The organism is Pseudomonas sp. R3-56, assembly GCF_051132075.1.
Lineage (GTDB): Bacteria > Pseudomonadota > Gammaproteobacteria > Pseudomonadales > Pseudomonadaceae > Aquipseudomonas.
On record NZ_CP071657.1, the window covers coordinates 1,972,290 to 1,997,122 of the forward strand.

At 60.8% G+C, this 24,833-nt stretch carries 23 protein-coding genes; 10 read left to right on the top strand and 13 right to left on the bottom strand.

Features of this window, described 5'->3' with window-relative positions:
* Window positions 1–10 precede the first annotated feature (10 nt).
* Both htpX and J3P96_RS09075 read right to left on the bottom strand, forming a co-directional pair.
* A complete protein-coding gene (htpX, locus tag J3P96_RS09070; protein WP_003183732.1) occupies window positions 11–898 on the bottom strand; it encodes a protease HtpX in 888 nt (295 codons plus the stop codon).
* A gap of 298 nt (window positions 899–1,196) precedes the next feature.
* On the bottom strand, window positions 1,197–2,408 hold the full coding sequence (locus tag J3P96_RS09075) for a pyridoxal phosphate-dependent aminotransferase (protein ID WP_018603142.1): 1,212 nt from the start codon (window positions 2,406–2,408) through the stop codon (window positions 1,197–1,199).
* A gap of 220 nt (window positions 2,409–2,628) precedes the next feature.
* Here J3P96_RS09075 and msrB point away from each other — a divergent pair, with 220 nt between their 5' ends.
* From msrB to J3P96_RS09090, 3 genes are all read left to right on the top strand, one after another.
* Window positions 2,629–3,024 (top strand): peptide-methionine (R)-S-oxide reductase MsrB, encoded by a 396-nt coding sequence (msrB, locus tag J3P96_RS09080; protein WP_434629465.1) that lies wholly within the window; start codon window positions 2,629–2,631, stop codon window positions 3,022–3,024.
* A gap of 221 nt (window positions 3,025–3,245) precedes the next feature.
* Window positions 3,246–3,731 (top strand): glutathione peroxidase, encoded by a 486-nt coding sequence (locus J3P96_RS09085; protein ID WP_434601396.1) that lies wholly within the window; start codon window positions 3,246–3,248, stop codon window positions 3,729–3,731.
* Window positions 3,728–4,189 carry a MarR family winged helix-turn-helix transcriptional regulator gene (locus J3P96_RS09090; RefSeq protein ID WP_434656575.1) on the top strand — a complete coding sequence of 154 codons (462 nt, stop codon included), beginning with the start codon at window positions 3,728–3,730 and terminating at the stop codon, window positions 4,187–4,189. The genes J3P96_RS09085 and J3P96_RS09090 overlap by 4 nt, the downstream gene beginning before the upstream one ends.
* Here the strand turns inward: J3P96_RS09090 and J3P96_RS09095 are convergent.
* Window positions 4,173–6,494 (bottom strand): response regulator, encoded by a 2,322-nt coding sequence (locus tag J3P96_RS09095; RefSeq protein WP_434656576.1) that lies wholly within the window; start codon window positions 6,492–6,494, stop codon window positions 4,173–4,175. The genes J3P96_RS09090 and J3P96_RS09095 overlap by 17 nt on opposite strands.
* Before the next feature lie 163 nt (window positions 6,495–6,657).
* Between J3P96_RS09095 and J3P96_RS09100 the strand changes: the two genes are divergently transcribed.
* Both J3P96_RS09100 and J3P96_RS09105 read left to right on the top strand, forming a co-directional pair.
* On the top strand, window positions 6,658–7,548 hold the full coding sequence (locus J3P96_RS09100) for an ATP-binding protein (RefSeq protein ID WP_434656577.1): 891 nt from the start codon (window positions 6,658–6,660) through the stop codon (window positions 7,546–7,548).
* Window positions 7,545–8,027, top strand: coding sequence for a GAF domain-containing protein (locus J3P96_RS09105; protein WP_434656579.1), 483 nt, complete (start codon window positions 7,545–7,547; stop codon window positions 8,025–8,027). The genes J3P96_RS09100 and J3P96_RS09105 overlap by 4 nt, the downstream gene beginning before the upstream one ends.
* Here J3P96_RS09105 and J3P96_RS09110 read toward each other — a convergent pair whose 3' ends face one another.
* From J3P96_RS09110 to J3P96_RS09140, 7 genes are all read right to left on the bottom strand, one after another.
* Window positions 8,028–10,976 (bottom strand): HD domain-containing phosphohydrolase, encoded by a 2,949-nt coding sequence (locus tag J3P96_RS09110; protein ID WP_434656580.1) that lies wholly within the window; start codon window positions 10,974–10,976, stop codon window positions 8,028–8,030.
* Window positions 10,977–11,053: 77 nt separating this feature from the next.
* The gene (locus J3P96_RS09115; RefSeq protein ID WP_434656582.1) at window positions 11,054–14,674 is read right to left on the bottom strand and encodes a transporter substrate-binding domain-containing protein; all 3,621 of its coding nucleotides are present in this window, start codon (window positions 14,672–14,674) and stop codon (window positions 11,054–11,056) included.
* An 11-nt stretch (window positions 14,675–14,685) separates the two neighbouring features.
* Window positions 14,686–15,312, bottom strand: coding sequence for a response regulator transcription factor (locus J3P96_RS09120; RefSeq protein ID WP_305499795.1), 627 nt, complete (start codon window positions 15,310–15,312; stop codon window positions 14,686–14,688).
* Window positions 15,313–15,635: 323 nt separating this feature from the next.
* The gene (locus tag J3P96_RS09125; protein WP_305499797.1) at window positions 15,636–16,964 is read right to left on the bottom strand and encodes a deoxyguanosinetriphosphate triphosphohydrolase; all 1,329 of its coding nucleotides are present in this window, start codon (window positions 16,962–16,964) and stop codon (window positions 15,636–15,638) included.
* A gap of 165 nt (window positions 16,965–17,129) precedes the next feature.
* Window positions 17,130–17,474: a hypothetical protein gene (locus J3P96_RS09130; RefSeq protein WP_434629485.1), complete on the bottom strand. Its 345-nt coding sequence runs from the start codon at window positions 17,472–17,474 to the stop codon at window positions 17,130–17,132.
* Entirely contained in the window at window positions 17,471–17,860 is a 390-nt protein-coding gene (locus J3P96_RS09135; protein WP_305499799.1) for a phage holin family protein, read from the bottom strand. The genes J3P96_RS09130 and J3P96_RS09135 overlap by 4 nt, the downstream gene beginning before the upstream one ends.
* Window positions 17,861–17,862: 2 nt before the next feature.
* Complete coding sequence (locus J3P96_RS09140; protein ID WP_434572838.1) at window positions 17,863–18,177, bottom strand: DUF883 family protein; 315 nt, start codon at window positions 18,175–18,177, stop codon at window positions 17,863–17,865.
* A 326-nt stretch (window positions 18,178–18,503) separates the two neighbouring features.
* On the opposite strand from J3P96_RS09140, the gene J3P96_RS09145 reads away from it, so the two are divergent.
* Window positions 18,504–19,712, top strand: coding sequence for an ammonium transporter (locus tag J3P96_RS09145; protein WP_434656584.1), 1,209 nt, complete (start codon window positions 18,504–18,506; stop codon window positions 19,710–19,712).
* An 8-nt stretch (window positions 19,713–19,720) separates the two neighbouring features.
* Here J3P96_RS09145 and J3P96_RS09150 read toward each other — a convergent pair whose 3' ends face one another.
* Entirely contained in the window at window positions 19,721–21,433 is a 1,713-nt protein-coding gene (locus J3P96_RS09150; RefSeq protein ID WP_434656585.1) for a cation:proton antiporter, read from the bottom strand.
* A gap of 189 nt (window positions 21,434–21,622) precedes the next feature.
* Here J3P96_RS09150 and J3P96_RS09155 point away from each other — a divergent pair, with 189 nt between their 5' ends.
* The 3 genes from J3P96_RS09155 (at window position 21,623) to J3P96_RS09165 (ending at window position 23,236) form a co-directional block, all read left to right on the top strand.
* On the top strand, window positions 21,623–21,862 hold the full coding sequence (locus tag J3P96_RS09155; protein ID WP_434574141.1) for a glutaredoxin family protein: 240 nt from the start codon (window positions 21,623–21,625) through the stop codon (window positions 21,860–21,862).
* Between the two features lie 91 nt (window positions 21,863–21,953).
* The gene (locus J3P96_RS09160; protein ID WP_434572844.1) at window positions 21,954–22,274 is read left to right on the top strand and encodes a transcriptional regulator; all 321 of its coding nucleotides are present in this window, start codon (window positions 21,954–21,956) and stop codon (window positions 22,272–22,274) included.
* Between the two features lie 71 nt (window positions 22,275–22,345).
* A complete protein-coding gene (locus J3P96_RS09165) occupies window positions 22,346–23,236 on the top strand; it encodes a pseudouridine synthase (RefSeq protein ID WP_434601390.1) in 891 nt (296 codons plus the stop codon).
* 77 nt (window positions 23,237–23,313) lie between these two features.
* Here J3P96_RS09165 and J3P96_RS09170 read toward each other — a convergent pair whose 3' ends face one another.
* Both J3P96_RS09170 and mobA read right to left on the bottom strand, forming a co-directional pair.
* Complete coding sequence (locus tag J3P96_RS09170) at window positions 23,314–23,535, bottom strand: YgdI/YgdR family lipoprotein (protein ID WP_025212647.1); 222 nt, start codon at window positions 23,533–23,535, stop codon at window positions 23,314–23,316.
* Window positions 23,536–23,610: 75 nt separating this feature from the next.
* Window positions 23,611–24,213 (bottom strand): molybdenum cofactor guanylyltransferase MobA, encoded by a 603-nt coding sequence (gene mobA, locus J3P96_RS09175; RefSeq protein WP_434656587.1) that lies wholly within the window; start codon window positions 24,211–24,213, stop codon window positions 23,611–23,613.
* Window positions 24,214–24,291: 78 nt separating this feature from the next.
* Here mobA and moaB point away from each other — a divergent pair, with 78 nt between their 5' ends.
* A complete protein-coding gene (gene moaB / locus J3P96_RS09180) occupies window positions 24,292–24,831 on the top strand; it encodes a molybdenum cofactor biosynthesis protein B (RefSeq protein WP_434572850.1) in 540 nt (179 codons plus the stop codon).
* Window positions 24,832–24,833 lie beyond the last annotated feature (2 nt).

Consider the following 24,833-nt stretch of genomic DNA (forward strand, 5'->3'; position numbering starts at 1 on the left):
CAGTTGGCGGTTAGCCGCGACGACGCAGTGCGTCGATTCGCTCTTCCAGCGGTGGGTGGCTCATGAACATGCGAGCCAGGCCCTGCTTGATGCCGCCGTTGATGCCGAAGGCGTTCAAGGTATCGGGCATGTGCACCGGCAGGCCTTGTTCGGCACGCAGGCGCTGCAGGGCGCCGATCATGGCGCTGGTGCCTGCAAGTCGCGCACCGGCGTCATCGGCGCGGAACTCGCGTTTGCGCGAGAACCACATGACGATGGCGCTGGCGAGGATGCCCAGGACCAGCTCGGCGAAGATAGTCGCCACGTAGTAGGCGATACCCTGGCCTTCTTCGTTCTTGAAAATCACCTTGTCGACAAAGTTGCCGATGATGCGGGCGAAGAACATGACGAAGGTGTTCACCACACCCTGGATCAACGCCAGAGTCACCATGTCGCCGTTGGCGACGTGGCCGATCTCGTGGGCCAGCACAGCTTTCACTTCATCTGGCGAAAACCGTTCCAGCAGGCCCTGGCTGACGGCGACCAGGGCGTCGTTCTTGTTCCAGCCGGTGGCGAAGGCGTTGGCTTCGTACGCCGGGAAGATCCCGACTTCCGGCATCTTGATCCCGGCTTCACGGGACAACTGCTCGACGGTCTGCAGCAGCCATTGTTCGTGACGAGTGCGCGGCTGGCTGATGATCTGGGTGCCGGTGCTCATCTTCGCCATCCACTTGGAGATGAACAGCGAGAAGAGGGAACCGGCAAAACCGAACACCGCACAGAAGATCAGCAGCTGATTGAGGTTGAGATCAACCCCGTTGGCCGCCATGAACCCGTTGAAGCCGAAAAGGCTCAGGGTGATGCTGGCAATCAGCACGACCGCCAGGTTAGTGGCCAAGAACAGCAGGATGCGCATCATGGTGGTAGCAATCTCCTCATGCTAAAGATGTAGCGTTATGCGGGGTATATAAGGTGCTGCCGCAGGCTATTCAACTCGCCTTCTATTTCAAACTGTGTCCTACAGCGGTCCTCATTGTTTGAAAGACTTTTCTGAAAGTTGCGCCGGAAAAGAAATGTGGCCGCTGCGCCCCGTGAACGTTGCGTCTCGTCGTCCATCGGACAACGAGTCCCCGCGCCAGAAACCTGCGAAGGCAGGAAAATGGATATGTTGCTGAATCAAACAGAGCGCGAGGCGAACGCCCCGCACTCCGTCTGGATCATTGACGGTAGGATTTGAGGAAATTGCCGATGCGGCCAATGGCCTGATCGAGGTCGTCAACCCGCGGCAGGGTCACGACGCGGAAATGGTCCGGCCATGGCCAGTTGAACGCTGTGCCCTGGACGACCAGCAATTTCTCCGACAGCAGCAGGTCGAGGACGAATTTCTCGTCGTTGTGGATCGGGCAGACCTTCGGGTCGATTCGCGGGAAGGCATACAACGCACCCATCGGCTTGACGCAGCTGACGCCGGGGATGTCATTGAGCAGTTCCCAGGTGCGATTGCGCTGTTCCAGCAAACGGCCCTGGGGCAGGACCAGGTCGTTGATGCTCTGGTAGCCACCCAACGCTGTCTGGATCGCATGCTGGCTCGGCACGTTGGCGCACAGACGCATGTTGGCCAGCATGTCGATGCCTTCGATGTAGCTCTGAGCGTGGTGCTTGGGGCCGGAGATGGCGATCCAGCCGGAGCGGAAGCCGGCGACACGATAGGACTTGGAGAGGCCGTTGAAGGTCAGGCACAGCAGGTCCGGTGCCAGCGAGGCGGTGCAGACGTGCACGGCGTCGTCGTAGAGGATCTTGTCGTAGATCTCGTCGGAGAACACCACCAGGTTGTGCTGTCGGGCCAGTTCGAGCATGCCCAGCAGCACCTCGCGGGAGTACACCGCGCCGGTCGGGTTGTTCGGGTTGATGATCACCAGGGCCTTGGTATTCGGGGTGATCTTGGCCTTGATGTCCGCCAGGTCAGGGAACCAGTTGGCCTGCTCGTCGCACAGGTAATGCACCGGGTTGCCACCGGACAGGCTGACGGCGGCGGTCCACAGCGGATAATCCGGCGCCGGCACCAGCACTTCGTCGCCGTTGTTGAGCAAGGCCTGCATCGACATCACGATCAGCTCGGACACGCCGTTGCCCAGGTAGATGTCCTCGATGCCGATGCCTTCGACCTGCTTCTGCTGGTAATACTGCATCACGGCCTTGCGGGCGCTGAACAGGCCCTTGGAGTCGCTGTAGCCTTGCGCGGTCGGCAGGTTGCGGATGACGTCCTGGAGAATTTCATCGGGGGCTTCGAAACCAAAGGGCGCCGGGTTGCCGATGTTCAGCTTGAGGATGCGATGGCCTTCCTCTTCCAGGCGTTTGGCGTGCTTGAGCACCGGGCCGCGAATGTCGTAGCAGACGTTGGCGAGCTTGTTCGATTTGCTGACCTGCATGGCGATGTGTTCCCGAAAATGAACGATCCAGGCGGCGTATGAACTACCGTACTGGGGATCCTGCGTCTGTGCCCGGGCCGGACGCGGTAGATGCGCCACAATCCATTTGAATGCGCATGACGTGACTGCCAGACTGGCGCCTGACGAGGCGCAATCATACGTGCCGCCCGATCTGCGGAAAAGCGTCGGATCGGGCTTTTTCAATTGCCGAGGTAGGACGATGGAAAAGTTGCAGAAAACCCTTGAAGAATGGCGTGAGATGCTCGACCCGGAGCAGTACAACGTCTGTCGCCTCAAAGGCACCGAACGCCCATTTTCCGGCAAGTACAACGCGACCAAGACCGACGGCATCTACCACTGCATCTGCTGCAACGAGCCGTTGTTCGATTCGACGACCAAATTCGATTCCGGCTGCGGCTGGCCGAGTTTCTACGCGCCGATCGAAGGTAGCGCGGTGGTGGAGGTGCGAGATGTCAGCCACGGCATGATTCGCACCGAGGTGGTCTGCGCCAGATGCGACGCGCATCTGGGCCATGTCTTCCCCGACGGCCCACCGCCCACTGGCCTGCGTTACTGCATCAACTCGGTGTGCCTGGATCTCGTGCCTCGCGAGTAATCGGCACAGTCTTTGTGGTGAGGGGATTTATCCCCGCTGGGCTGCGAAGCAGCCCCATTCTTCTGTGTGCAGAGCGAGAGTATCCAACCTTCCAGGGTCGCTTTGCGACCCAGCGGGGATAAATCCCCTCGCCACAGGACTCGGTTTTGCAGCTAAATTAAATTGCACACAATTTAATTGCTCGCTATCTTCGGCATCCAACTTCCCTCTGGAGCCGTCCCATGACCGACAATCTGCTGAGCATTCCCTGCACCACCATCAAGGGCGAGCAGAAGACGCTCGCCGATTTCGCCGGCAAGGCCGTGCTGGTGGTCAACACCGCCAGCCAATGCGGCTTCACCCCGCAGTACAAAGGCCTTGAGGCTTTGTGGCAATCCTACAAGGACCAGGGCCTGGTGGTGCTGGGCTTTCCTTGCAACCAGTTCGGCAAGCAGGAACCAGGCAACGAAGGGGCGATCTCCGAATTTTGCGAGCTCAACTTCGGCGTGAGTTTTCCGCTGTTCAAGAAGGTTGATGTCAACGGGGCCAACGCCCATCCGCTATTTGTCCAGCTCAAGCAGCGGGCGCCCGGTGTGCTGGGGTCCAAGGGCATCAAGTGGAATTTCACCAAGTTCCTGATTGGCAAGGACGGCCAGGTGGTCAAGCGCTTCGCCCCGACCACCAAGCCCGAGGATCTCACCGGCGAGATCGAAGCCCTGCTCAAATGAGCGACCTGTCAGTCGATTCGCTGAAGCTCGACAGTCAGTTGTGCTTCAAGCTTTACGCCGCATCACGGGCGGTGATTCGTGGCTACAAGCCGATGCTCGATCAGCTTGGCCTGACCTATCCGCAGTACCTGGCGATGCTGGTGCTGTGGGAATGGCAGGACAACACCCCGGAGCAGCCCACGGTCAAGGCGCTTGGAGAGCGTCTGCTGCTGGATTCCGGCACGCTGACACCGTTGCTCAAGCGCCTGGAGCAACTGAGTCTGATCCGCCGCCAACGCTCGGTCCAGGATGAGCGAGAGGTGCATTTGAGCCTGTCGGATGCGGGCCGCGCCTTGCGCAAGCAGGTCGGCCCGCTCAAGGCGCGCCTGCTGTGCGACAGCGGGATCGATCTGGATCGCGTGGGCGAGTTGCGCGATGGCCTGGATCACCTGCTCAAGCAGATCAAAGGGCTGACGTAGTCGGCACCCACTGGTCCAGCAATGCCGCCAGTTCCTCGCGACGGAACGGCTTGGACAGGTAATCACTCATGCCGGCGGCCCGGCAGCGTTCGCGCTCCTCGGGCATCGCGTTGGCCGTCAGCGCGACGATTGGCAGGTCCGGCCAGCGGCCGCTGCGGCGAATCTGCCGGCTGGCTTCGTAACCATCCATGACCGGCATGTTGCAGTCCATCAGGACCAGGTCGAACGCTTGCTGTTCGAGCTGGTCCAGGGCTTCGGCGCCATGGGCCGCGACCACTACCTCACAGCCCAGCTTGACCAGCATGCCCTTGGCCACCAGTTGGTTGACCGGGTTGTCCTCCACCAGCAGCACCCGGCCACGCCGCGAGGGCGCCAGTGCTTCGATCTGCGCGTCGTTGATGGTCGTCGCCTCGCTTTGCAGGGCCCGGCGCAGGATCTGGTAAAGCGCGTGGCGCGCCAGCGGTCGGGCCTGCTGCAGCAAAGGCGCGAGGGCGGCGGCTTCTTCGCTGGGCATGAAACTGCCATAGGCGGTGACGAGCAGGATCGGGGCGTCGAAGGTCGGGCGTAAATTGAACAGGCATTCCGGGCAATCGGTGATCAGGATGTCCGGCTTGAGCCCCAGCAAGCCGTCGTCCACGGTGCGTTGTATGTAGTCCAGTCCCCAGACCGGCAGCAACATGCCCAGCAATTCGGCCAGCCCGCTGTTGGCGGTGGTGATGGCGACCACGTTGCCCCGCAAGGTCTCGACGGGCGCGGCCGGGCTGTGGGCGGGCAGCGGCAGGTCGGCGCAGAACTGGCTTCCGAAGCCCGCCTCGGAACTGATCGTCAACCGGCCCCGCATCGCCTCGCAGAGGTTGTAGGTCAGTGCCAGGCCCAGCCCGGTGCCGCCGAACTGGCGGGTAATGCCCGCGCCGGCCTGGGTGAACGGCTGGAGAATCCGCGCCTGGTCCTCCTGGGGAATGCCGATGCCGGTGTCCCAGACCTCGACCCGCACGCCGCCTTCATAGTGATTCAAGCGCACATCGACCCGACCGAAACGGGTGAACTTCAACGCGTTGGAAAGCAGGTTGCTGACGATCTGGCGAACGCGGGTCGGGTCGCCCAGTACCTGGGCTGGGAACTGCGGGTCGATCAGACACGCCAGTTCGACGCTTGGCGCCGCGTTCTGCGACAGCAGGTTGGCGGTGTCTTCGACCAGCGCGCCAAGGTCGAACGGGATACGTTCGAGTTCCAGTTGGCCGGCGTCGAATTTGGACAGATCGAGAATGTCGTTGAGCAGTTCGACCAATACCTTGCCGGAGTCATGCGCTATCGACAGCTGTTGTTGTTGCTCGGCCGTCAACGGGCCATCCAGGGACAGGGCGATCATCCCGAGCAAGCCATTTAGGGGGGTGCGGATTTCATGGCTCATGTTGGCCAGGAACGCGGAGCGCGCGTCAGCCATGTCCAAGGCGGTGCGCCGGGCAATATCCAGCTCCTCGTTGGACTGGCTGAGCCGGGCATTGATGGCCTTTAGCTCGGCCGTGCGCGCCGAAACGATATTCTCCAGTTGCGCCAGGTAATCGGTCAGACGATTTTCAGCCGCGCGCCGTTGCTGGATTTCAGTGGAGACATTCTCGAACTGCTGGTTGGCGACCGAGACCAGCACGCCGATTTCGTCGTGTTGGTGGCCGGAAGGACATTCCAGCGGGCGCTGTTCGCTGCTGCCCGGGTCGCGGCTGCTGAGTTCGCGGATAACCCGCACCAAGGGTTTGGTCAGCATGACGTAGAACAGCGCGAGCAGCAGGCCGGTCAGGATCAGGCTGCGGGCGAAACCGTTGAGCAGTGTCACCTCGGCCCGGCGCAGGAAACGGCTGCCGAACGCATAAGTGTCTACATCCAGTCGCAGCACGCCGAGGGACTCGCCCGGCGAATGATTCAGGTAGAGCCGGTCTTCGAACTGTCGTTGGGCGCCAAAAAGCGAGTCGCTGATAAATCGGTAGCTGCTTTGCAGCTCGGGTCGCTTGACGCTGGCCAGCACCGTATTGTTGTTATCGATCAGTTCGGCGCCGACGATGGCCGGCGAGCGCAACAGGCCCAGGGCCAATTCCTGGGCAAGCTCGGCATCGATGTTATAGGCGATGCGCGAGGCCGGGTTGTGGCTGATTTCCAGCAACGAGAGGATTTCACGGTTGATCGACGCGTCTTCGCTGGCATAATCGATGCCGATCTGTACCAGGCTTAGGAAGGTGCCCAGCACGAAACCCACCATGACGGTCAGTCGAGCCTGTTTGTACGACAGCCGTTGGGTGAATCTGATGTCCATGGGATGGTGAACCACTTACGTTTCCCTTCGCCGGTCAAGCATAGCTGATCATTTCCGAATACCGGTGCGGCCGGTTTGCATTGTCTGAAACAGACCCGCAGCTGGCCTCGTCGTTTCGTCGCTGTAGCGTCATCATTACCGTGAACTTGTCCGAGGAAAAGACGTGGACGCCCGATTGAATGCTTTTCTTGAGCGCGCCGATGCGGTGCTTGCCCGTATCGAGCCCTTGTTGCCCGCCCCGCGGCCCGACATCGACTGGAACCAGACCCTGGCCGCGCGCTGGCAACGTGACGGGCGCAGCGGTTTCCTGATGCCGTTGACGGTCAGCCTCGACATGCGCCTGTCGGACCTGATCGGTGTCGACCGTCAGGTTGAACAACTGGGCCGCAACACCCGTCAGTTCATCGATGGCATGCCGGCCAACCACGCTTTGCTCTGGGGCTCGCGCGGCACCGGCAAGTCGTCGCTGGTACGGGCCTTGCTGGCTGAGCATGCCGGGCAGGGCCTGCGCTTGATCGAGATCGAGCGTGACCACCTGGCCGATCTGCCCCGGCTAGTCGAGCAGGTGGCAAAACTGCCCCAGCGTTTTGTGCTGTTCTGCGATGACCTGTCGTTCGAGTCCGGCGAAGGCGACTACCGCGTGCTCAAGAGTGTGCTCGACGGTTCCCTGGAACAGGCGCCGGACAATGTGCTGCTGTACGCCACCTCGAACCGCCGTCACCTGGTACCGGAAAAGGAAAGCGACAACGAGAACTGGAAACGGGTCGACGGCGAGCTGCACCCCAGCGAGGCGGTGGAAGACAAGATCGCCTTGTCCGACCGCTTCGGGTTGTGGCTGTCGTTCTATCCGTTTACCCAGGAGCATTTCCTCGATGTGGTAGAGCATTGGATCGGCGAGCTGGCGGCCAAGGCCGGGCTCGACTGGCAGCGTGACGAAGCACTGGATGTGGAGGCGGTGCGCTGGGCAACCGGACGTGGCAACCGCAACGGACGTTGCGCCTATCAATTTGCCCGTTATTGGGTGGGGCTCAAACTCCTGGGGCACAAGGCATGATCGATTTGACCCATACCGGTGAAGGCCTCGAAGGCTACGGCCTGTTGTCGGCACAGCTGCAATCGTTGCTGGCGGATGAACGCGACTTCATCGCCAATGCCGCGCAATTCTCGGCTTTCCTGTTCAGTCAGTTGGATGATCTGAACTGGGCCGGTTTCTACCTCAACCGTAACGAGGAACTGGTGTTGGGGCCGTTCCAGGGCCAGATTGCCTGTGTGCGCATTCCCTTCGGTCGTGGTGTCTGCGGCACGGCGGCAGCGACTCGCCAAACCCAGCGTGTCGAAGATGTCCACGCGTTTCCCGGGCACATTGCCTGCGACAGCGCCTCGAACAGCGAACTGGTGGTGCCGCTGGTCAAAGAGGGACGCCTGATCGGCGTGCTGGACCTGGACAGTCCGAAACCGGCGCGCTTCACCGAGCACGACCAGACCGGCATCGAGCAACTGGCGGCAATCTTCCTGCGGCTGACCGATTGCTGATCACACCTTCAGCCCGGCCTTGACCAGCAGGCTGCCCGGGTCGATCTCATCGATCTGGCTCGGGTCCAGGAACTCCTCGGCATAACGCAAGTAGATTCGCTCGTCGACAAACAGCTGGAACAGCTCGGGATCGATGTGGGCGTCGCGGCACATGGTGGCCATGATGCCGAGGGCTTCACTCAGTTTCTTGGCTTTTTTATACGGGCGATCCGCTGCGGTCAGCGCTTCGAAGATATCGGCAATCGCCATCATTCGAGCCGGCAGGCTCATCTGCTCGCGCTTGAGTCGCTTCGGATAACCGCTGCCATCCATTTTCTCGTGATGGCCGCCGGCGATTTCCGCAACGTTTTCCAGGTGACTGGGGAAGGGCAGCTGGCTGAGCATCAGGATCGTCTGCACCATATGGTGGTTGATCACATAACGTTCTTCGCGGGTCAGTGTGCCGCGCGTGATGCTGAGGTTGTAGAGTTCGCCGCGGTTGTATTTCCAGCGCGGTACATCGAGCTGGAAGCCCCATGGGTTGTCTGCCGGAATCAGCTCGGCTGCATGCCGCTCGATCAAATGCTCGGGTTTGTCCGCCAGCAGCGATTCAGTCACCGGAAGCGTCGGCGTGGGTGTGCGCGCCTGGCGTCGGCTTTCCTCCCAGGAAACTCCCAGGCGGTCATCCAGGGTGCGCGTCCACGTGCGCCGGGCGATGCGTTGCAGACGCTGCAAATCACTCTCGGCCATGGCTTCGGAGCCCAGGTTGCAGCGTGCGACAAAGGCAAAGTCATCATCGAGGGCGGCCAGCGTCGCGTCGCGCTGGCGGGCCAGGGCTGACGATTCGCCACCGGTTGCCAGGGCCTGCCAGTAATCGATCCAGGCGTCGCGCTTGAGTACCTCGAAGCGGGTACGGATTTCATGGATCCGGTCGTTCAGGGTTTCCAGCTTGGTGGCCTTGTCCACTACATACTCGGGTGTGGTGACCTTGCCGCAGTCATGCAGCCAGGCAGCGATGTGCAGCGCTTCCCATTCATCGTCCGTTGGCCGGTAGGCGTCGAACGCCGGTGCCCGGCTGGCGGCCGCGGCCTGGGCGAGCATCAGCGTCAGGGCTGGCACTCGCTGGCAATGGCCGCCGGTGTAAGGGCTCTTGGCATCGATCGCCCCGGCGAGCAGTTGGATGAATGAGTCCAGCAGCTGCTTTTGCCTGGCTTGCAGGCGCTGGCTTTCGATGCTCACCGTCGCGGTGCCGGAAACGGCCTGGAGAAAGGCGATGCGGTCCGGCTGGAGTTTCTCCAGGTCGGCTTCGGCGCCGCTGTCTGTGATCAACAGCAACAAGATGCCAACGGTTTCCTGATGGCGGTTACGCAAGCGGATGCCGATCAGGTGCACGCGCGGGGCATCCAGCTCCAGCAGGACGCTGCGCAAATCGGCAGCCTGCTCGAAGCCCAGCGAGGACACCAGGGTCTCCGCCGTCGCCAGTTCCTGTAACCACGGCGGGCTGTCCGCGCCATTCAGTGCGTAGCCTCGCAGGGCGAAGGCTTGCAGGTCCCGAGGCGTCCCATCGATCACCAGCCCGTAGGGCTTGACTTGCTCCTCGTCGTGTTCGCGCAGATAGATCAGGCCGGCCTGGGCCTGGCCGATTTTCACCGTCTCGAACAACACCCGCTCCAATAGCGGGGCAAAGCGGGTTTCAGCGCGCAGGCTGGCCGTGATCTCGAAAAAACTCGCCAGGGTTTCTTTCATGCGGGCCATCGAAACACCCAGTTGATCGACCTCCAGCACCGGAGAACGGCGGGACACCGGGTAGTTGAAATCGAAGCTGCGAATGGCGTCGGCTTCCTTGACCAGTGCGCGCAAGGGCTTGACCAGGATTCGCGAGGTCAGCCAGCCGAGGGGCAGGCACATCAGCAACGTGGCGAGGGTGATCAGCGCGCCTTGCCAGCGCAGGCGATAGGCATCGGCGAGCAGTTCGTCCTCCGGCACCAGCAAGGCCAACTCCAGACCCTGCGGCCCGCCCTCCTGCATGTGGCTGCGGGAAACGATCCATTGGCGTCCGGCCGCTTCCAGGCGTGGCGTGTCAGTGTGGTCATCGAGCGCAGCGGCGATGGCCGGGGCAAGGTCACGCGCCTTGATCAGGCGGGACGACTGAATGTCGGCGATCAATCGGGGACTGTCCGGATAGCCCACCGCGTTGCCTTGGGGATCGATCAGGACAATTTCGGTGCCGGCGCTCACCTTGTGCTTGGCCAATGTCTGGGACAGGGCGGCCAGGGTCAGGTCAGCGCCGATGACGGCCTGCTCGCCGCTGCGCCGCGCAAGGGTGGTGCCGATGTTTCGGGTGGAAAAGAACACGTAGGGTTCGGTGGTGATCTGTTCATGGCTGTTCAAGGCGCTACGGAACCAGCCCCGGCTGCGCGGATCGTAGGTTTCGTCAGGATGTTGCAGGCGGCTGAGAAGGTTCAGGTCCCGGTCATAGAACAGCGATTGCGAGCGAACCAGGCCTTCGTTGCCGGCGCGCTCCACGGTCCAGACCTGATACAGCGCGCCGACCGGTGCCTTCATCGCAGCCCTCAAGGCATCGGTGCGCAACGGCCGGACCATGAAAAACTCGCCCTTGCTGTCACCCAGGTACAGCGACGCCAGGTTCGGGTTGTCTCGCAGCGCCTGGCTGAACGGCACGAGCAGGTCCAGCCGTTGCGCCATCCCAGGCGCACGCGTCGCCGGGTAATCGGCCAGCAGGCCCAGCAGATGACGGATCGGTTCGTAGGTGTCGTACAGGTCCAGGCGTACGTCCTGTTCAATTCGATTGAACAGCTTTTCGCTGCTGGACAGGATGATCTGGGTGGTTTGCCGATAGTTGAAGACGCCCAGCACGACGCCGGTCAGCAGCAAGAGCAGGGTAAACATCACGCTGATATGGACGTGCAGGGGAAACCGGCGTTTTTCCGGACGCGGTGCGCTGGGCATATCCGTCACTCCAAGTGTTCGGGGGGAGATCGCCCCCTGATACGCACTGCTGAGCCAACAGCATAGTAAACACTGGATTATCCTGTCTTGGCGATCTCCGTTTCCAGCGCCTGTTCCAGTTCGGTCATCGCCCGGTGGAGCGCTTTCGCGCAGGCGTCGATTTGTCCGGGCGCCTGCTCCTGATGACAGGCGATTTCCAGAGCCTCGCACAATTCGATCAGCACATTTGCCTGCACGATACGGGCGACACCTTTTATCTTGTGCGCCGTTTCGGCGAGCGCTTGGGAAGGGCCGGTACGGGCGGCTTGGAGCAGCTCCTGGCGGTCGGAACGGTTGCTGCTGAGCAGTTCCGCCAGCAGCCGCCGGACGGAGATCGGGTCGCCGCCGGTGAGCATGTGCAGGCTCCGGACATTGAACACGGCTGGGCGGCTCGCGGGCTTGATCGTGTTCATCCATTGGCTCAGGGTGCTCAGGTTGATCGGCTTGAACAGGCAGTCGTCCATTCCGGCCTCCTTGCAGCGCTGCTTCTCCTCGGGTTGCGCATTGGCGGTGAACCCGAGGATGGTGCAGCGCGGCTGTTGATGTTCGGCCTCGTACCGACGGATGGCCCTGGCAAGCTCGTAACCGCTCATGACGGGCATGTTGCAGTCGGCGATGATCAGGTCGAAATCACCCTCATGCCAAGCCTTGAGCCCTTGCGCGCCATCGTTGGCGAGGGAGTGGCGATGACCGAGGTATTCCAGTTGCTGCGTCATCAATAAACGATTGGCCGGGTGATCATCCACCACCAGGACGCTCAATCGGGCCGTGGCCGTTTCGACCGCAGGCTCCGCCGGGACGCCGATCGTCGTTTCGGCCAGGATGCTCGGCTCCAGGGTAAGCCGGACCTGGGTACCGACGCCCGGTTGGCTGTCCAGGGACAACTCACCGCCCATCATCTGGCACAACTGGCGGCTGATCACCAGGCCCAGCCCCGCGCCTTTGCGGGCCATCCGACTGCTGTTGTCGGCCTGGGCAAACGGTTCGAACAGGCGCTGCATGTCCTCCGGGCTGATGCCAATGCCGCTGTCGCTGACTTCTATCTGCATCCGCAACGTATTTTCGTGAGCGGTTCGGGAAAGCCTGGCGCGGACCTTCACCTCGCCCTGTTCGGTAAATTTCAAGGCATTGCTGATCAGGTTCGAGATCACCTGCTTGAATCTCGACGGGTCTATCAGGACGTCGTGTTTGTCGTCGGCGGGCTCTACTTGCAGTGACAACAGCAGATTCTTTTGCCGGGCCAGTCCCTCGAATACCCGGACCACCGAGCGCAGCAAGGCGCTGACATTCACTCGTTCGGGGGCCAGGGTCAGGTGGCCTGATTCGATGCGGGCAATGTCCAGGATATCGCCGATCAGCTCCAGCATGCCTGAGGCCGATTCGTACGCGACCGCTATGGTCGAACGGTCGACCTGTCCCTTGTCGGCATGCTTGAGGGCCAGTTCCAGCATGCCGATCACTGCGTTCATAGGCGTACGGATTTCATGGCTCATGGTCGCCAGGAAGGTGCTTTTCGCGCGATTGGCGGCGTCGGCCTGTTCCTTGGCGGCATGCAGTTCCTCGACAAGCTGGCGCCGTTCACTGATGTCGATCCAGCCACCGATGATGCCTTGCACGTGTCCCGCGGCGTTACGGTAGGGGAGGATCCAGTGATAGATCGTCAGCTTCCGAGCGCCAATGTGCAGCGGCCGGTCGGTGATCAAGGCGGTGCCTTCGGCCATGACACGCTGGTAGTCCGCCCGATATTCCTGCGCTTCGAAAGCATTGCTCATGGATACCGCCGCGACGTCCTTGCCGATTACTTCTTCGCGTGTTGCGTTGAACGATTCCAGGTAACTGTCGTTACAGCTTTGCAGAAGCCCATGGCGGTCCCTCACGTAGATCGGATGGGGGGTGCCGTTGAGCAGGGCATGCATGAATTCAAGCTGGTCGTTGAGCGCCAGCTCCGCCTTCTGGCGTTGCCTGATCTGCCGCCGCATATAGGCATTCCACGCCAGGGACAGCAGCAACAACAGGCCGGCGCCTGCGACAAACTGCAGGAACAGCCGGTGATAGGTGCGCCAGGTAAGCTCCGCCGCCGAGATATGCCCTCGCCAGCGGTTGTTGATGACCCCCAGTTCGGCGGGTTCGATGCTGGTCAGGGCCTTGTCCAGGATCGAGCTCAACTCTGGTAAGTTCGTTGCGCTGGCCAACGAGAACAGGGCTTGTCGGGTGCCTACGGTGCTGCTGATCTGCAATGTGTCGCGCAGCGTGTGGGAAGACAGGAAATAATTGGCCATGACCAGCGAACTGACGCTGCCATCGGCCTCACCCTGGGCAAGCATATCGACGGCCCGCAGGGAGTCGGCGGCCTCGACCAGTTGGATATGCGGATATTCGCTGCGCAGCCAGTCGATGATGGGATTGCCCGCGGCGATTGCCAGACGCTTGCCGGCGAGCTGGTCGAGGGTCGCGGGCGTGTCGGATTGCTTGCGGGTCAGCAGGACAAAGGCGCTGTCGAGGTAGGGACGGCTGAACTTCAAGAACTGTTGCCGTTCGCTGCTGGGCAGGAGCGCGGCAATCATGTCGGCCTCGCCGTTCACCACCGCGGAGATCATTTCGCCGTCAGTCTGGCGCCGCTGGATCTCCAGGCGCAGGCCGGTACGCAGCCTGATCAGTTCCAGCAGGTCGGCGCTGATACCGCGAAAATCACCGTCCGGATCGAAGAACGTAAACGGCGCGAACGTTTCGTTTACGGCCACGCGAACGACGGGATGCTTCGTCAGCCAACGTTGTTCGCGGTCAGTCAGTTGTATCCGCTGATCCGTGAGGTACAGGTCGCTGCCGGCACTCCAGCGTTTTGAGATCGCCGTCTGCTCCGCAATCGGGAGCTGGCTCAGCGTAGCGTTCAGGATTTCCAGCAGCAGGGCATTATCCCGGCGGACCGCGAAACTGAAACCGTAGGTTTCGTGTTTTCCGAAGCTGGCCATGCGGACGTTGCTCAGGTAACCCTTGTTGATCAGATAGTGGGTAGAAACGGTGTCGCCGAGAAATACGTCGGCCTGGCCGAAGGCGACGGCATTGATGGCGTTCTGATAGGAGGTGTAGGTGGTGATCTGCGCCTTGGGATAGAGTTTTCTGATTTCATCCAGGGGCAGGTAGTGATAGGCCATGCTCAGCCGCAGCCCTTCGAGATCTTCGGTCAGGGATGGGCTGTCGCCCGTCCGGGTAACCAGGACGGGCTGGTCTACTGCATAGGGTTTCGACAGGGCGATACCCGGATTGCTGGCCTCGAAACCGTTGGCGCTGCCGAGCAAGTCGATTTGCCCGCTTTCGAGCGCGGCAATCGCTTCGCCACGGGAACTGAAGCGCAATACCTTCATCGGTAAACCGGTCGCCTGGGCGACGACACCCGCGTAATCGGCAGTCATGCCTTCATAATCGCGGCCACTGGTGGAAAGATCGAACGGGGGATAATCCGGTGCGGATGTACCCAGGACCAGCTCCTGACGACCTTGCAGCCAGGCGCGATGGGGAGCGTCGAGTCTGATCTGCATGGGATCCGCCGTCGCCCGACTCAGCAGCGTATAGCGCTCGGGCAACTGCGGGGCGGCCATGAGGGTCGCGGCATAGAGTCCTGCGCACGACAGCAGAAGAAGTTCGCGTAGACATCTGTACATGCTGTTATTTCTCAGACCAGTGCGTTGCGCTTGGCCATCTCGATCAGATCTACCAGGGACTTGACCTTGAGCTTCTGCATCAAGCGTTTTTTATACGTGCTGACGGTTTTATTGCTGAGAAACATGCCTTTGGCGATGTCTTTGTTGGTACGACCCTGCGCGAAAAGTTGCAGCACCATCAATTCGCGATCGTTGACGCTTTTGAAAAGATCCAGCTCGATACTGCGCGGATCATCATGACGCAGGGGCGTCAACGCCTGGCTCGGGAAATAGTTATAGCCGGACAGTACGGCCTTAATTGCGCTGATCAGTTCACTGAGGTCTTCCTGTTTACACACATAGCCAGAGGCACCAGATTGCATGCAGCGGATGCCAAACAGCGTCGGTGATTGCGCCGTGAGCACCAGCGTCTTGATCGGGGCGGTCATTGCGTTGAAGCGTGAAAGAATTTCCAACCCATCAAGCTTGGGAATGCTGATGTCCAGAATGACCAGGTCCGGCATACATTCACGGACCATTTGCATCGCGTCGACGCCGTTGTCGGTTTCTCCTACAACTTTATAACCTTCATGCTCCAGCAGCATTCGAACGGCGAGGCGGATGACCGGATGATCGTCGACAATGAAAACGGAGTTCATGAATAAATCCCCTGCGAACTGAATAAAGCGCGCACCTTAGCCCAGTTAAGTCAGGGTCGTACGAGGAGACGGGGCTACATTTCCAGTTTCGGAAGTTTCCTACAAGAAAAGAGGCAAGGTACTACGAAGTATTTAGGTTGTTGGTAGGCGAATGGAGTGGGACGAGCGCGTCTTATATTCTATTCAAGGCAAGGTGTTTAACTTTTAATCAGGCACGCGTAGTCCGTCAGTAGCTTGTTTCGCTCATTTCGTAGAGATAGCGAGTTTTAGAAAAGTTTGTTTATCTGCTGTTGAGTGAGCCGCCGATAAAGGCGGCGCTGAGCTTATTGACGAGTGCGACCGGTCATTTCCTGTGCCATTTCGCTGGCATAGCTGTCGGTCATGCCGGCGATGAAATCGATCATTCGCAGGAACGCGCTGTGCAAGGGGCCGTCAGGATCTGGCGCGTTGTTGCCCAGCAGATCGAGGATGCGCCGATTCTTGAACGAGGGTGTACGGCCGCCGTGTTGTTCCAGGGCGGCACCACAGAACCCGTTGAGCAGAATTTCCAGCGTGGTGTAGGCACCGATTTCGTGCAGGGTCTTGCGCTTGTCCTGGAATATCTTCTTGCGGGCCATGTCCTTGGCGTTCAAGACGCAGCGTTTGGCCGGGCCATGCATGTGTTCCACCAGGTCCCCTTGCAATGTGCCGGCCAGCAACGCCTCCTGCTGCTCGACGAACGCCCGGGCGGCGGCGTTTGTCAGGTGTTCGATGGCCTTGCCGCGCAGGATCGCCAGTTTGCGCCGCCGGGAATCCAACGGGCCAAGCTGACGATAAGTCTCCGGCAGGTCATCGCCGACCAGATCCAGCAGCAGCGATTCCACCTGCGGGTATTCCAGCAGCTCCATTTCCACGCCGTCTTCCAGGTCGATGAGCGCGTAGCAGATATCGTCGGCTGCCTCCATCAGGTAGACCAGCGGATGCCTTGCCCAGCGCTGGTCCTCGATTTGCGGCAGGCCGAGCTTGTGGGCAATCTGCTCGAGCAACGGCAGTTCGCTCTGATAGCAGCCGAACTTGTGCTTCTTGTAGCCCAGGGAGTCGGCATGGCGGGCAGTCCAGGGATATTTCAGGTAAGTGCCAAGTGTCGCGTAGGTCAGCCGGGTGCCGCCGTCGAACTGATGGTATTCGAGTTGGGTGAGGACCCGGAATCCTTGGGCATTACCCTCAAAATTGAGAAAGTCATTGCGCTCGGCCTCGCTCATGGCATCCAGCCAGCCTCGTCCGGCCGCCTGTTGAAACCAGTAGCGGATGGCGTCTTCACCGGAGTGGCCGAACGGCGGGTTGCCGATGTCGTGGGCCAGGCAGGCCGATTGCACCACCATGCCCAGGTCGCTGGGTTCACACCAGTCTGGCAGGGCGCCGCGGATGGTTTCTCCCACGCGCATGCCCAGGGAGCGCCCGACGCAACTGACTTCCAGCGAATGGGTCAGGCGCGTGTGGATATGATCGTTGCTGGAGACCGGATGCACCTGGGTCTTGCGTCCGAGGCGACGGAATGCACCGGAAAAGATGATGCGGTCGTGGTCTTTATGGAAAGGGCTGCGGCCCAGTTCTTCCGGACTGTGCAGGGGTTTTCCCAGGCGTTCGCGAGTCAGCAGGGTGTGCCAATCCAAGGCCAGTTGCTCCGTTTGGTGAGTCGATGCCCTAGCTTCCCGGTTCGGGACGCGTCCTGCAAGGGCCGCAGGCATCGGCCTGTTGTACCCGGGTGTTGCACGGACGGGGCAATCGGGCCGTTCCAATGGAAAGGCCCGTTCAGGGTCGGTCCGAGGACACGGCCGTCAGGGTTTGCGTACAGTCTTGGCCAGCTTGATCAGCGGCAGCAGCGCGGTTGCCAGCCGGATCAGTCGCGAGAAGCCACCTGAGCGTCCTGAGCGTCCGCTTCGGGTCCGCTTGCCGCCGAGGAAGCCGAGCAAGGACACGGCGGCCACGCCCCAGAGTGACGCATGCTTCAGGCCGAAGCCCTCATGCCAGCTTTGCGTAAAGCCGCGCACCCGTTGCAGCGGGTGCAGCAGTTGCCGGGTTTCCTGGCGAATTTCCTGGCGGTGCATCTCCATGCGCAGGCGCACCAGCGCCTTGCGCATCTCCTGCCGGGTACGGGCTTGGGGAATATCGGGCCGACTCATGGCAACAGGCGCTCCCGGTCGTTGGCGAGTTCTTCGAGGGTGGCATGGAAAGGCGAGGACTCATCAAAAATCGCTGCCTTGAGCCGAAGCCCGCAGAACAACGCCGCCAGCAGATAAAACAGGCAGAGGCCGATGATTCCCGCGAGGCGATAGGTATCCCACACCAGAATCAGCACCAGTGCGGACAGCCCCACCAGCAGCAGCAAACCGAAAACCAGCGCAAGCCCGGCAAACAACAACAGGCTGACGGTGCGGGCCTTCTGCTCCTGCAATTCGATGCCGAACAGTTCGACATGACTGTGCAGCAAGCCGAGGAATGCCGCGCCCAGGCGCCGCGCGGTAGGCTTCGTGCCCGATTCGGGCGAGCCGGATTCGTCGATGCCCATCATTAGCGCCGTGTCGCCAGCAGTCCGATCAAAAAGCCCACGCCCGCAGCGATGCCGACCGATTGCCAAGGATTGGCCTGCACATATTCTTCGGTGGCAATCACTGCAGCCTGACCGCGCTCGCGTACCGAGTCTTCGGTCAGTTGGAGGGTTTCACGGGCGCGCAAAAGGGTTTCGTGGATCTGGCTGCGCAATTCGTCAGCCTGATCACCCGCCAGGGTCGCCGTGTGGTCCAGCAACCGTTCGGTGTCCTTGACCAGCGTCTGGAAGTCTTCCTTCAAGGTTTCTTGAGCAGTCTTTGCCTGGGTTCTGGCCATTGGTGCATCTCCGTAAGTGACGTCTGAAGCGTTCGAGTATGAGCCTTGCCGGAAGGTTCAGTGAAACTGCTGGTACAACTTTGCTCTGGCATCCGCCATGTACTGGTGCGTCAGCATGCGCCGGTGCGCTGAAGCTGGGCAAAAGCCAGCAAAACCTTAACTCAAATAATCAAAACCCGCGAAGCACCTCGCTGCGTAACGTCGCGACAGCGGCTTTCGTGCACCAAAGCGGCTCGCAGGGGAGTGCGGCGTTTCAACTTGGTGCGTCGGCCGCTCGAATGAACCGCTTTGGTGCCTTTTCAACTTTTTTCAGGTCTGCCAACACCATGGAAAATCTGCAAAGCGCCGTGGACAGTCTGGTCCACAGCTCCAACACGCTGTTCATCCTGCTCGGTGCGGTCATGGTTCTGGCCATGCACGCCGGCTTCGCGTTCCTTGAAGTAGGCACCGTCCGGCAAAAGAATCAGGTCAATGCGTTGTCGAAGATTCTCAGCGATTTCGCAGTGTCGACCCTGGCCTATTTCTTCATAGGCTACTGGATTTCCTACGGCGTGACATTTTTGCAGCCGGCGGCGGTGCTCAGCGCCGATCACGGCTACAGCCTGGTGAAGTTTTTCTTCCTGCTGACCTTTGCCGCCGCGATCCCGGCCATTATTTCCGGAGGAATCGCCGAGCGTGCCCGGTTCGTACCGCAGTTGTGCGCCACGGTGCTGATCGTAGCGTTCATCTACCCGTTTTTCGAAGGCCTGGTCTGGAATGGCAACTACGGCCTGCAAGCCTGGCTGCAAGCCCGTTTCGGCGCCAGTTTCCATGACTTTGCCGGCTCCGTGGTCGTGCATGCCATGGGCGGCTGGCTGGCATTGGCCGCGGTACTGTTGCTCGGACCGCGCAATGGCCGCTACCGGGACGGGCGCCTGGTGGCGTTCGCGCCTTCGAGCATCCCGTTCCTGGCGTTGGGCTCGTGGATTCTTATTGTCGGCTGGTTCGGTTTCAACGTGATGAGTGCCCAGACGTTGCCTGGAGTCAGTGGGTTGGTGGCGGTCAACTCGTTGATGGCAATGGTCGGCGGGACCGTGGCGGCCTTGATCATCGGGCGCAACGACCCCGGCTTCCTGCATAACGGCCCGTTGGCCGGGTTGGTGGCGGTCTGTGCCGGTTCCGACCTGATGCATCCGGTGGGTGCGCTGGCGACCGGAGCCATCGCGGGCGGGCTGTTTGTCTGGTGTTTCACCGCGGCCCAAGGCAAGTGGAAAATCGACGACGTGCTCGGGGTCTGGCCCCTTCATGGCCTGTGCGGCGTCTGGGGTGGCATTGCCTGCGGCATTTTCGGCCAGCAAGCCTTGGGTGGCCTGGGCGGCGTCAGCCTGGTCAGTCAACTGGTCGGCACCGCGTTGGGCGTCGTCATTGCCCTGGTTGGCGGGTTCGCGGTTTATGGCGCGATCAAGTTCGTGCTGGGCCTGCGGCTGACCCAGGAAGAGGAGTACTACGGTGCCGATCTGTCGATCCACAAGATCGGTGCCGTCAGTCAGGACTGAGTGCTGCGCTACGGTTCCTTGTCTTGATTGCCGGGATAGAACCCGTGCAGCAGGCCATAGCGTTCGTGACGAACCTGATCCACATGATGCCGGACCCGCTGCTCCGGCAGCCCGAGCATGACTAGCGCGTGAGAGGCGAGCATCAGGCTCGATTCAAGCAGTTCCGGGACCACTTCGGTCGCTCCGGCGGCCTGCAGTTCGGCCAGTTGGCTGTCGTCCCGAGTGCGCACCAGAATCGGTACCTGCGGGTTGACGCGTCGGGCTGCCCTGAGCACGGTCAGCGCGATGTCGGTCTTGTCGACCGCAATGACCAGCAGCCGGGCGCGGCTCAGTCCGACGGCGGCCAGCAGGTCTGCCCGGCGTGAGTCCCCGTAATGTACGCAACGCTCATCGACCGTCGCTTCCTGAATGATCACCGGGTCGTCGTCGAGGGCGACAAAGGCCAGGCCTTCGCGGCGCAGGAACCGCCCGATGGACTGGCCCACCCGACCATACCCGCAGATCACCACATGACCCGACAAGCCTGCATTGAGTTCGCTGATCTGGTCCAGTTGTGCTTCCTGGTTGGGTTTGTGGTGCAGGCGCGCGGCAATCCCCGGCGCTGCACGCAGCAGAAGCGGAGTCAGCAGCATCGAGCAGAATGTCGCGGCCAACAGCAGGCCGCCGATGTCGGCGGGCATCAGGCGGTTCTGCTGCATCAATGCCATCAGGGCAAAACAGAACTCGCCACCCTGAGCCAGGGCCAGCCCGCTGCGCCACGCGGTTTCGCCGTCGCTGCCACGCCACTTGACCAGCGCGGCGACCACGCAGCCCTTGATGATCATCAAGCCGAGGGTCAAGCCGAGTATTTGCAGACCATCGTCGATAAACAGTTGAAGATCGATCAGCATGCCGATGCTGACGAAAAACAGCCCCAGCAGGATGTCGCGGAATGGACGTATATCGGCCTCGATCTGGTGCCGGTAATGGCTTTCTCCCAGCAGCATGCCGGCCAGGAATGCCCCCAGGGCCGGTGACAGGCCGAGCAGGTGCGTCAGCCATGCGGTGAGCAGTACGATCACCAGCGCCAGCAGCACGAACAGTTCGGCGGACCGGGACGCGGCTACTTCATGGAACAGTCGGGGCAGCAGCCAGCGGCTGGCAAGCAGCAGGCCGCCGAACAGCAGCAGAGTCTTGCCCAAGGTCACGGGGAGCGCCCAGTACCAGGCGTACTCGCTGCTGCCGGCAAAGACCGGCACCAGGGTCAGCAGTAATACCGCAACGACATCCTGGAACAGCAGCACACCGATAGCGTTCTGGCCGTGACTACTGAAAATTTCTCCCAGGCTGGTCAGCTCCTTGCTGACGATGGCCGTGGACGACAGCGCCAGCCCGGCGCCCAGGAGCAGTGCCGCCAGCGCCGGGGCACCGCAGATCACCAGCACGCCCCCCAGCAGCACCCCCGAACACACCACCTGCAAACTGCCGAGGCCGAACACCACCCTGCGCAGTTCGAGCATCTTCGACAACGAGAATTCCAGCCCCAGCGAGAACAACAGGAAGACCACGCCGAGCTCGGCCAGATCCGGCAATTCCTCGCTGTCGTTTACCCAGTCCAGGGCTGTGGGGCCGACCGCCAGCCCGACGCAGAGGTAGCCGAGTACCGGTGGCAGGCGCAATCGCCTGAACAGGGCGATGACTACCAGGGACGAGGCTAGGATGATCAGCAGGTTGGCGAACAAGAGGAACTCCGTTTCAAGACGCTGACATCCAGCTTAGGAGAGAAAATATGTCGAGCATTGCCGAAAAGACATTTGAGCTCAATGATTTGCGTCAGCGTTTTACTGAAACATGATGAGCCACGGTACGCCGCTCGACGGCCACGTGGAGCGAGCCTAGAATGATCGTCTATTTTTTCGGGTCTACCTGCCATGCCGCCTGAATGCCAGTTGTTCGGCACCCTGGGGTGCCACCTGTGTGAAGTTGCCGAGGGCGTGCTGATGCCTTTCGTCGAGCATGGCCTCTTGGTAGAACTGGTGGATATCGCCGAAAGCGAGGCCTTGTCCGAAGCCTATGGCTTGCGCATCCCCGTGCTCCGTCGGATCGATACAGGGGCGGAGCTGGACTGGCCCTTCGATGACCCTGATCGGGTTGCGGCGTTTCTGCGTTGATACCTTCCATCGCCTGAGTCCATCCACCGCCATTGGCGAAATGACATTCTTCGGTTACTGTATGCCCATACAGCAATCCGGAGTGCGTCCCTTGGTCAATGTCGAACAATTGAAAAACAGCGTGAACAGGATGTCCGCGGACGTTGTGCGCGAGGCGGTCCTGGAGTTGCGCCTGGATGGTCTGGTAACCGAAGGCAAGACACCCTTCAACAAGCTGCATTTCAACACCTGTTTTGCCGAGATCGAAGCGTTGTTCCAGCGTGCCGGTTACCACAAGCAATTGGACGTGGTGGGTTACCAGGGGCTGTTGTATGCATTGTACGACCCGGGACGTTGGGAGGCAGTCGAGGTGCTGCGCTGGTTGAAGGAGTTCACCGAGGCAGCGGAAAAACCGACATCAATTCGCGCATGAGCCAATAAGCACTGTGCCGGCTTGTGCGAGTGGCGGATAATACCGGCCCCGTAAACGCTCAAGAGTTTTTAATGTCCGGTTCATCATTTTCCGCCGCCCACCATCAGGCCAGCACACTGTACTTGCCGCCTGGCTCCTGGCAGACGGTGCTGGAATGTCTTTGCGAGCATTTCAGCACGATCAGCCGCGAGCAGTGGCTGGACCGGATTGTCCGAGGGCGGGTGTTGGACGGGGAGGGGCGGGCGATCGGTGTTGACCTGCCCTATCGCGAAGGCATGCGGATCCACTATTTTCGCGAAGTGCCCGATGAAAAACCGATCCCGGTGGTGGAGTCGATTCTCTACGTCGACGAGCATCTGGTGGTGGCGGACAAACCGCATTTCCTGCCTGTCACGCCGGCGGGGGAATACGTGGAGCAGACATTGCTGCGCCGTTTGATCCGGCGCCTGGACAACCCCCATCTGGTGCCCTTGCACCGTATTGATCGGCACACGGCCGGGCTGGTCTTGTTCTCCGCCAATCCGCAGACGCGTTCGGCTTATCAATCGTTGTTTCCGACGCGGCGAATCGAAAAAAGTTATGAAGCCATTGCCCCCGCACTGCCTGGAGTGGCTTTTCCGTGTGTGCACAGAAGCCGGATGATCGACGGCGAGCCTTTTTTCCGAATGCAGGAGGGGCCAGGCGAGCCCAATACCGAGACGGCCATGGAGGTGCTTGAGAGGAACGGCGACCTGTGGCGGTACGGCCTGTATCCGGTTACCGGGAAAAAGCACCAGCTGCGGGTGCATATGAGTGCCTTGGGGGCTGGCATCTGCAACGATCCGTTTTATCCCGATGTGATTAGGGATGCCCAGGATGACTATGCCAACCCGCTCAAGCTGTTGGCCAAGAGATTAGGTTTCATCGATCCGATCACGGGTCAGGAGCGGGTCTTCGAGAGTGATATTGCCCTGCGCTGGTAGCCATCGCACTTTCCGCCAGGCATTAAAAAGCCCGCAATGCTTGCGGGCTTTTTTCTATCTGGCTGTAACGCTGAAGATCACAGGTCTTTAACGGTACGAACCTGGTCCTTGTTCACGCGAGTCTGCTTGCCGTCCAGTTGCTCGAATTCGTAGAAGCCGCTGTCTTCGTCGTATTTTGGCGTGTCGACGGCCTGGATTTCGCGACCGTCATTCAGGGTAATCACTGTTGGCGATGCACACCCGGCGAGAGTGGCGAGGCCCAGCGCGAGCATGAAAGTGGCGAGGGTCCGTTGAGTCATGGTGTTTCTCCGAAATGGATTCTTCAAGTTACTGACCGTAAGACGTATACATCGCATGTTAGTTCCTGGCTAGTGTCAATCTGACACGCCTGTATGCCGGGCCAGCAGTTCCGGCGTATTGAGATTGGCCAGCCGGGCATCGTTGGCCGGGCATTGCAAGGCGACGGCGTGCAGTCTGCGCATGATGCGGCCGGGACTGCGTTCGCCTTCGTCCCAGGCCCTTTCAAAGTCTGCTGCCAGGACCCGTGGGATGATGCATAACAACGGCTCCCAATGCTCCCCCTGACGCACCATCAACGGCTTGCCGGGATGGCGGCTTGCCGTTTCGCGCATGCTGTCGAGCAGGCTTGAGTCGATTTGCGGGACATCGCAAGGCAGTACCAGCACATACGCATGCCGCGCCACCTTGAGGCCCGCCCGGATGCCTGCCAGCGGCCCGGGAAAATCCCCTTCGGCGTCATGCACCAGCTGGTCGGCATACAATGCGTAGCGCTCCGGGTTGCGGTTGCAAGAGATGATCAGATCGTCGCTCAGGGCCCGGGTCCGCCGATGAAGGTGGGCAATCAACGGTTCGCCTTGCCATTCCAGCAGGCCTTTGTCCTGGCCTCCCATGCGTTGTCCGCGGCCACCCGCCAGGAGCAGGATCGAGCAGGCTGGCAAGGGATCGTTCGAGGTCATGATGTGTCTCCGCACAGGCGAAAAAATGGGCCGCTGTGATATAACACCGGGCTGTTTCCCCTACAACTGGACGAGCCTATGAAAGCCAAGGCTGATGTACCTTTCGTACCGCTCAATATCGCGGTGCTGACTGTCAGTGATACCCGTACTCTGGAAACCGACACGTCGGGACAGGTTTTTGTCGACCGCCTCACGGAGGCGGGGCATAACCTTGCGGCCCGGGTACTGCTTAAAGATGATCTGTACAAGATCCGCGCTCAAGTCGCCACCTGGATCGCCGACGACGTGGTGCAAGTGGTGTTGATCACCGGTGGCACCGGTTTCACCGGTCGCGACAGCACGCCCGAGGCCGTTACGTGCCTGTTGGACAAGCAGGTCGATGGTTTTGGTGAATTGTTCCGGCAGATATCCGTGGCGGACATTGGCACTTCTACCGTTCAGTCCCGGGCGCTGGCCGGCCTGGCCAACGGTACGTTGGTCTGTTGCTTGCCGGGTTCGACCAATGCGGTGCGTACCGGATGGGACGGGATCCTCGCCGAACAACTGGACGCGCGCCATCGGCCGTGTAATTTCGTCGCCCATCTGAAACAGGCTGCCCCTTGTGAATCCCGTGGGTAAAC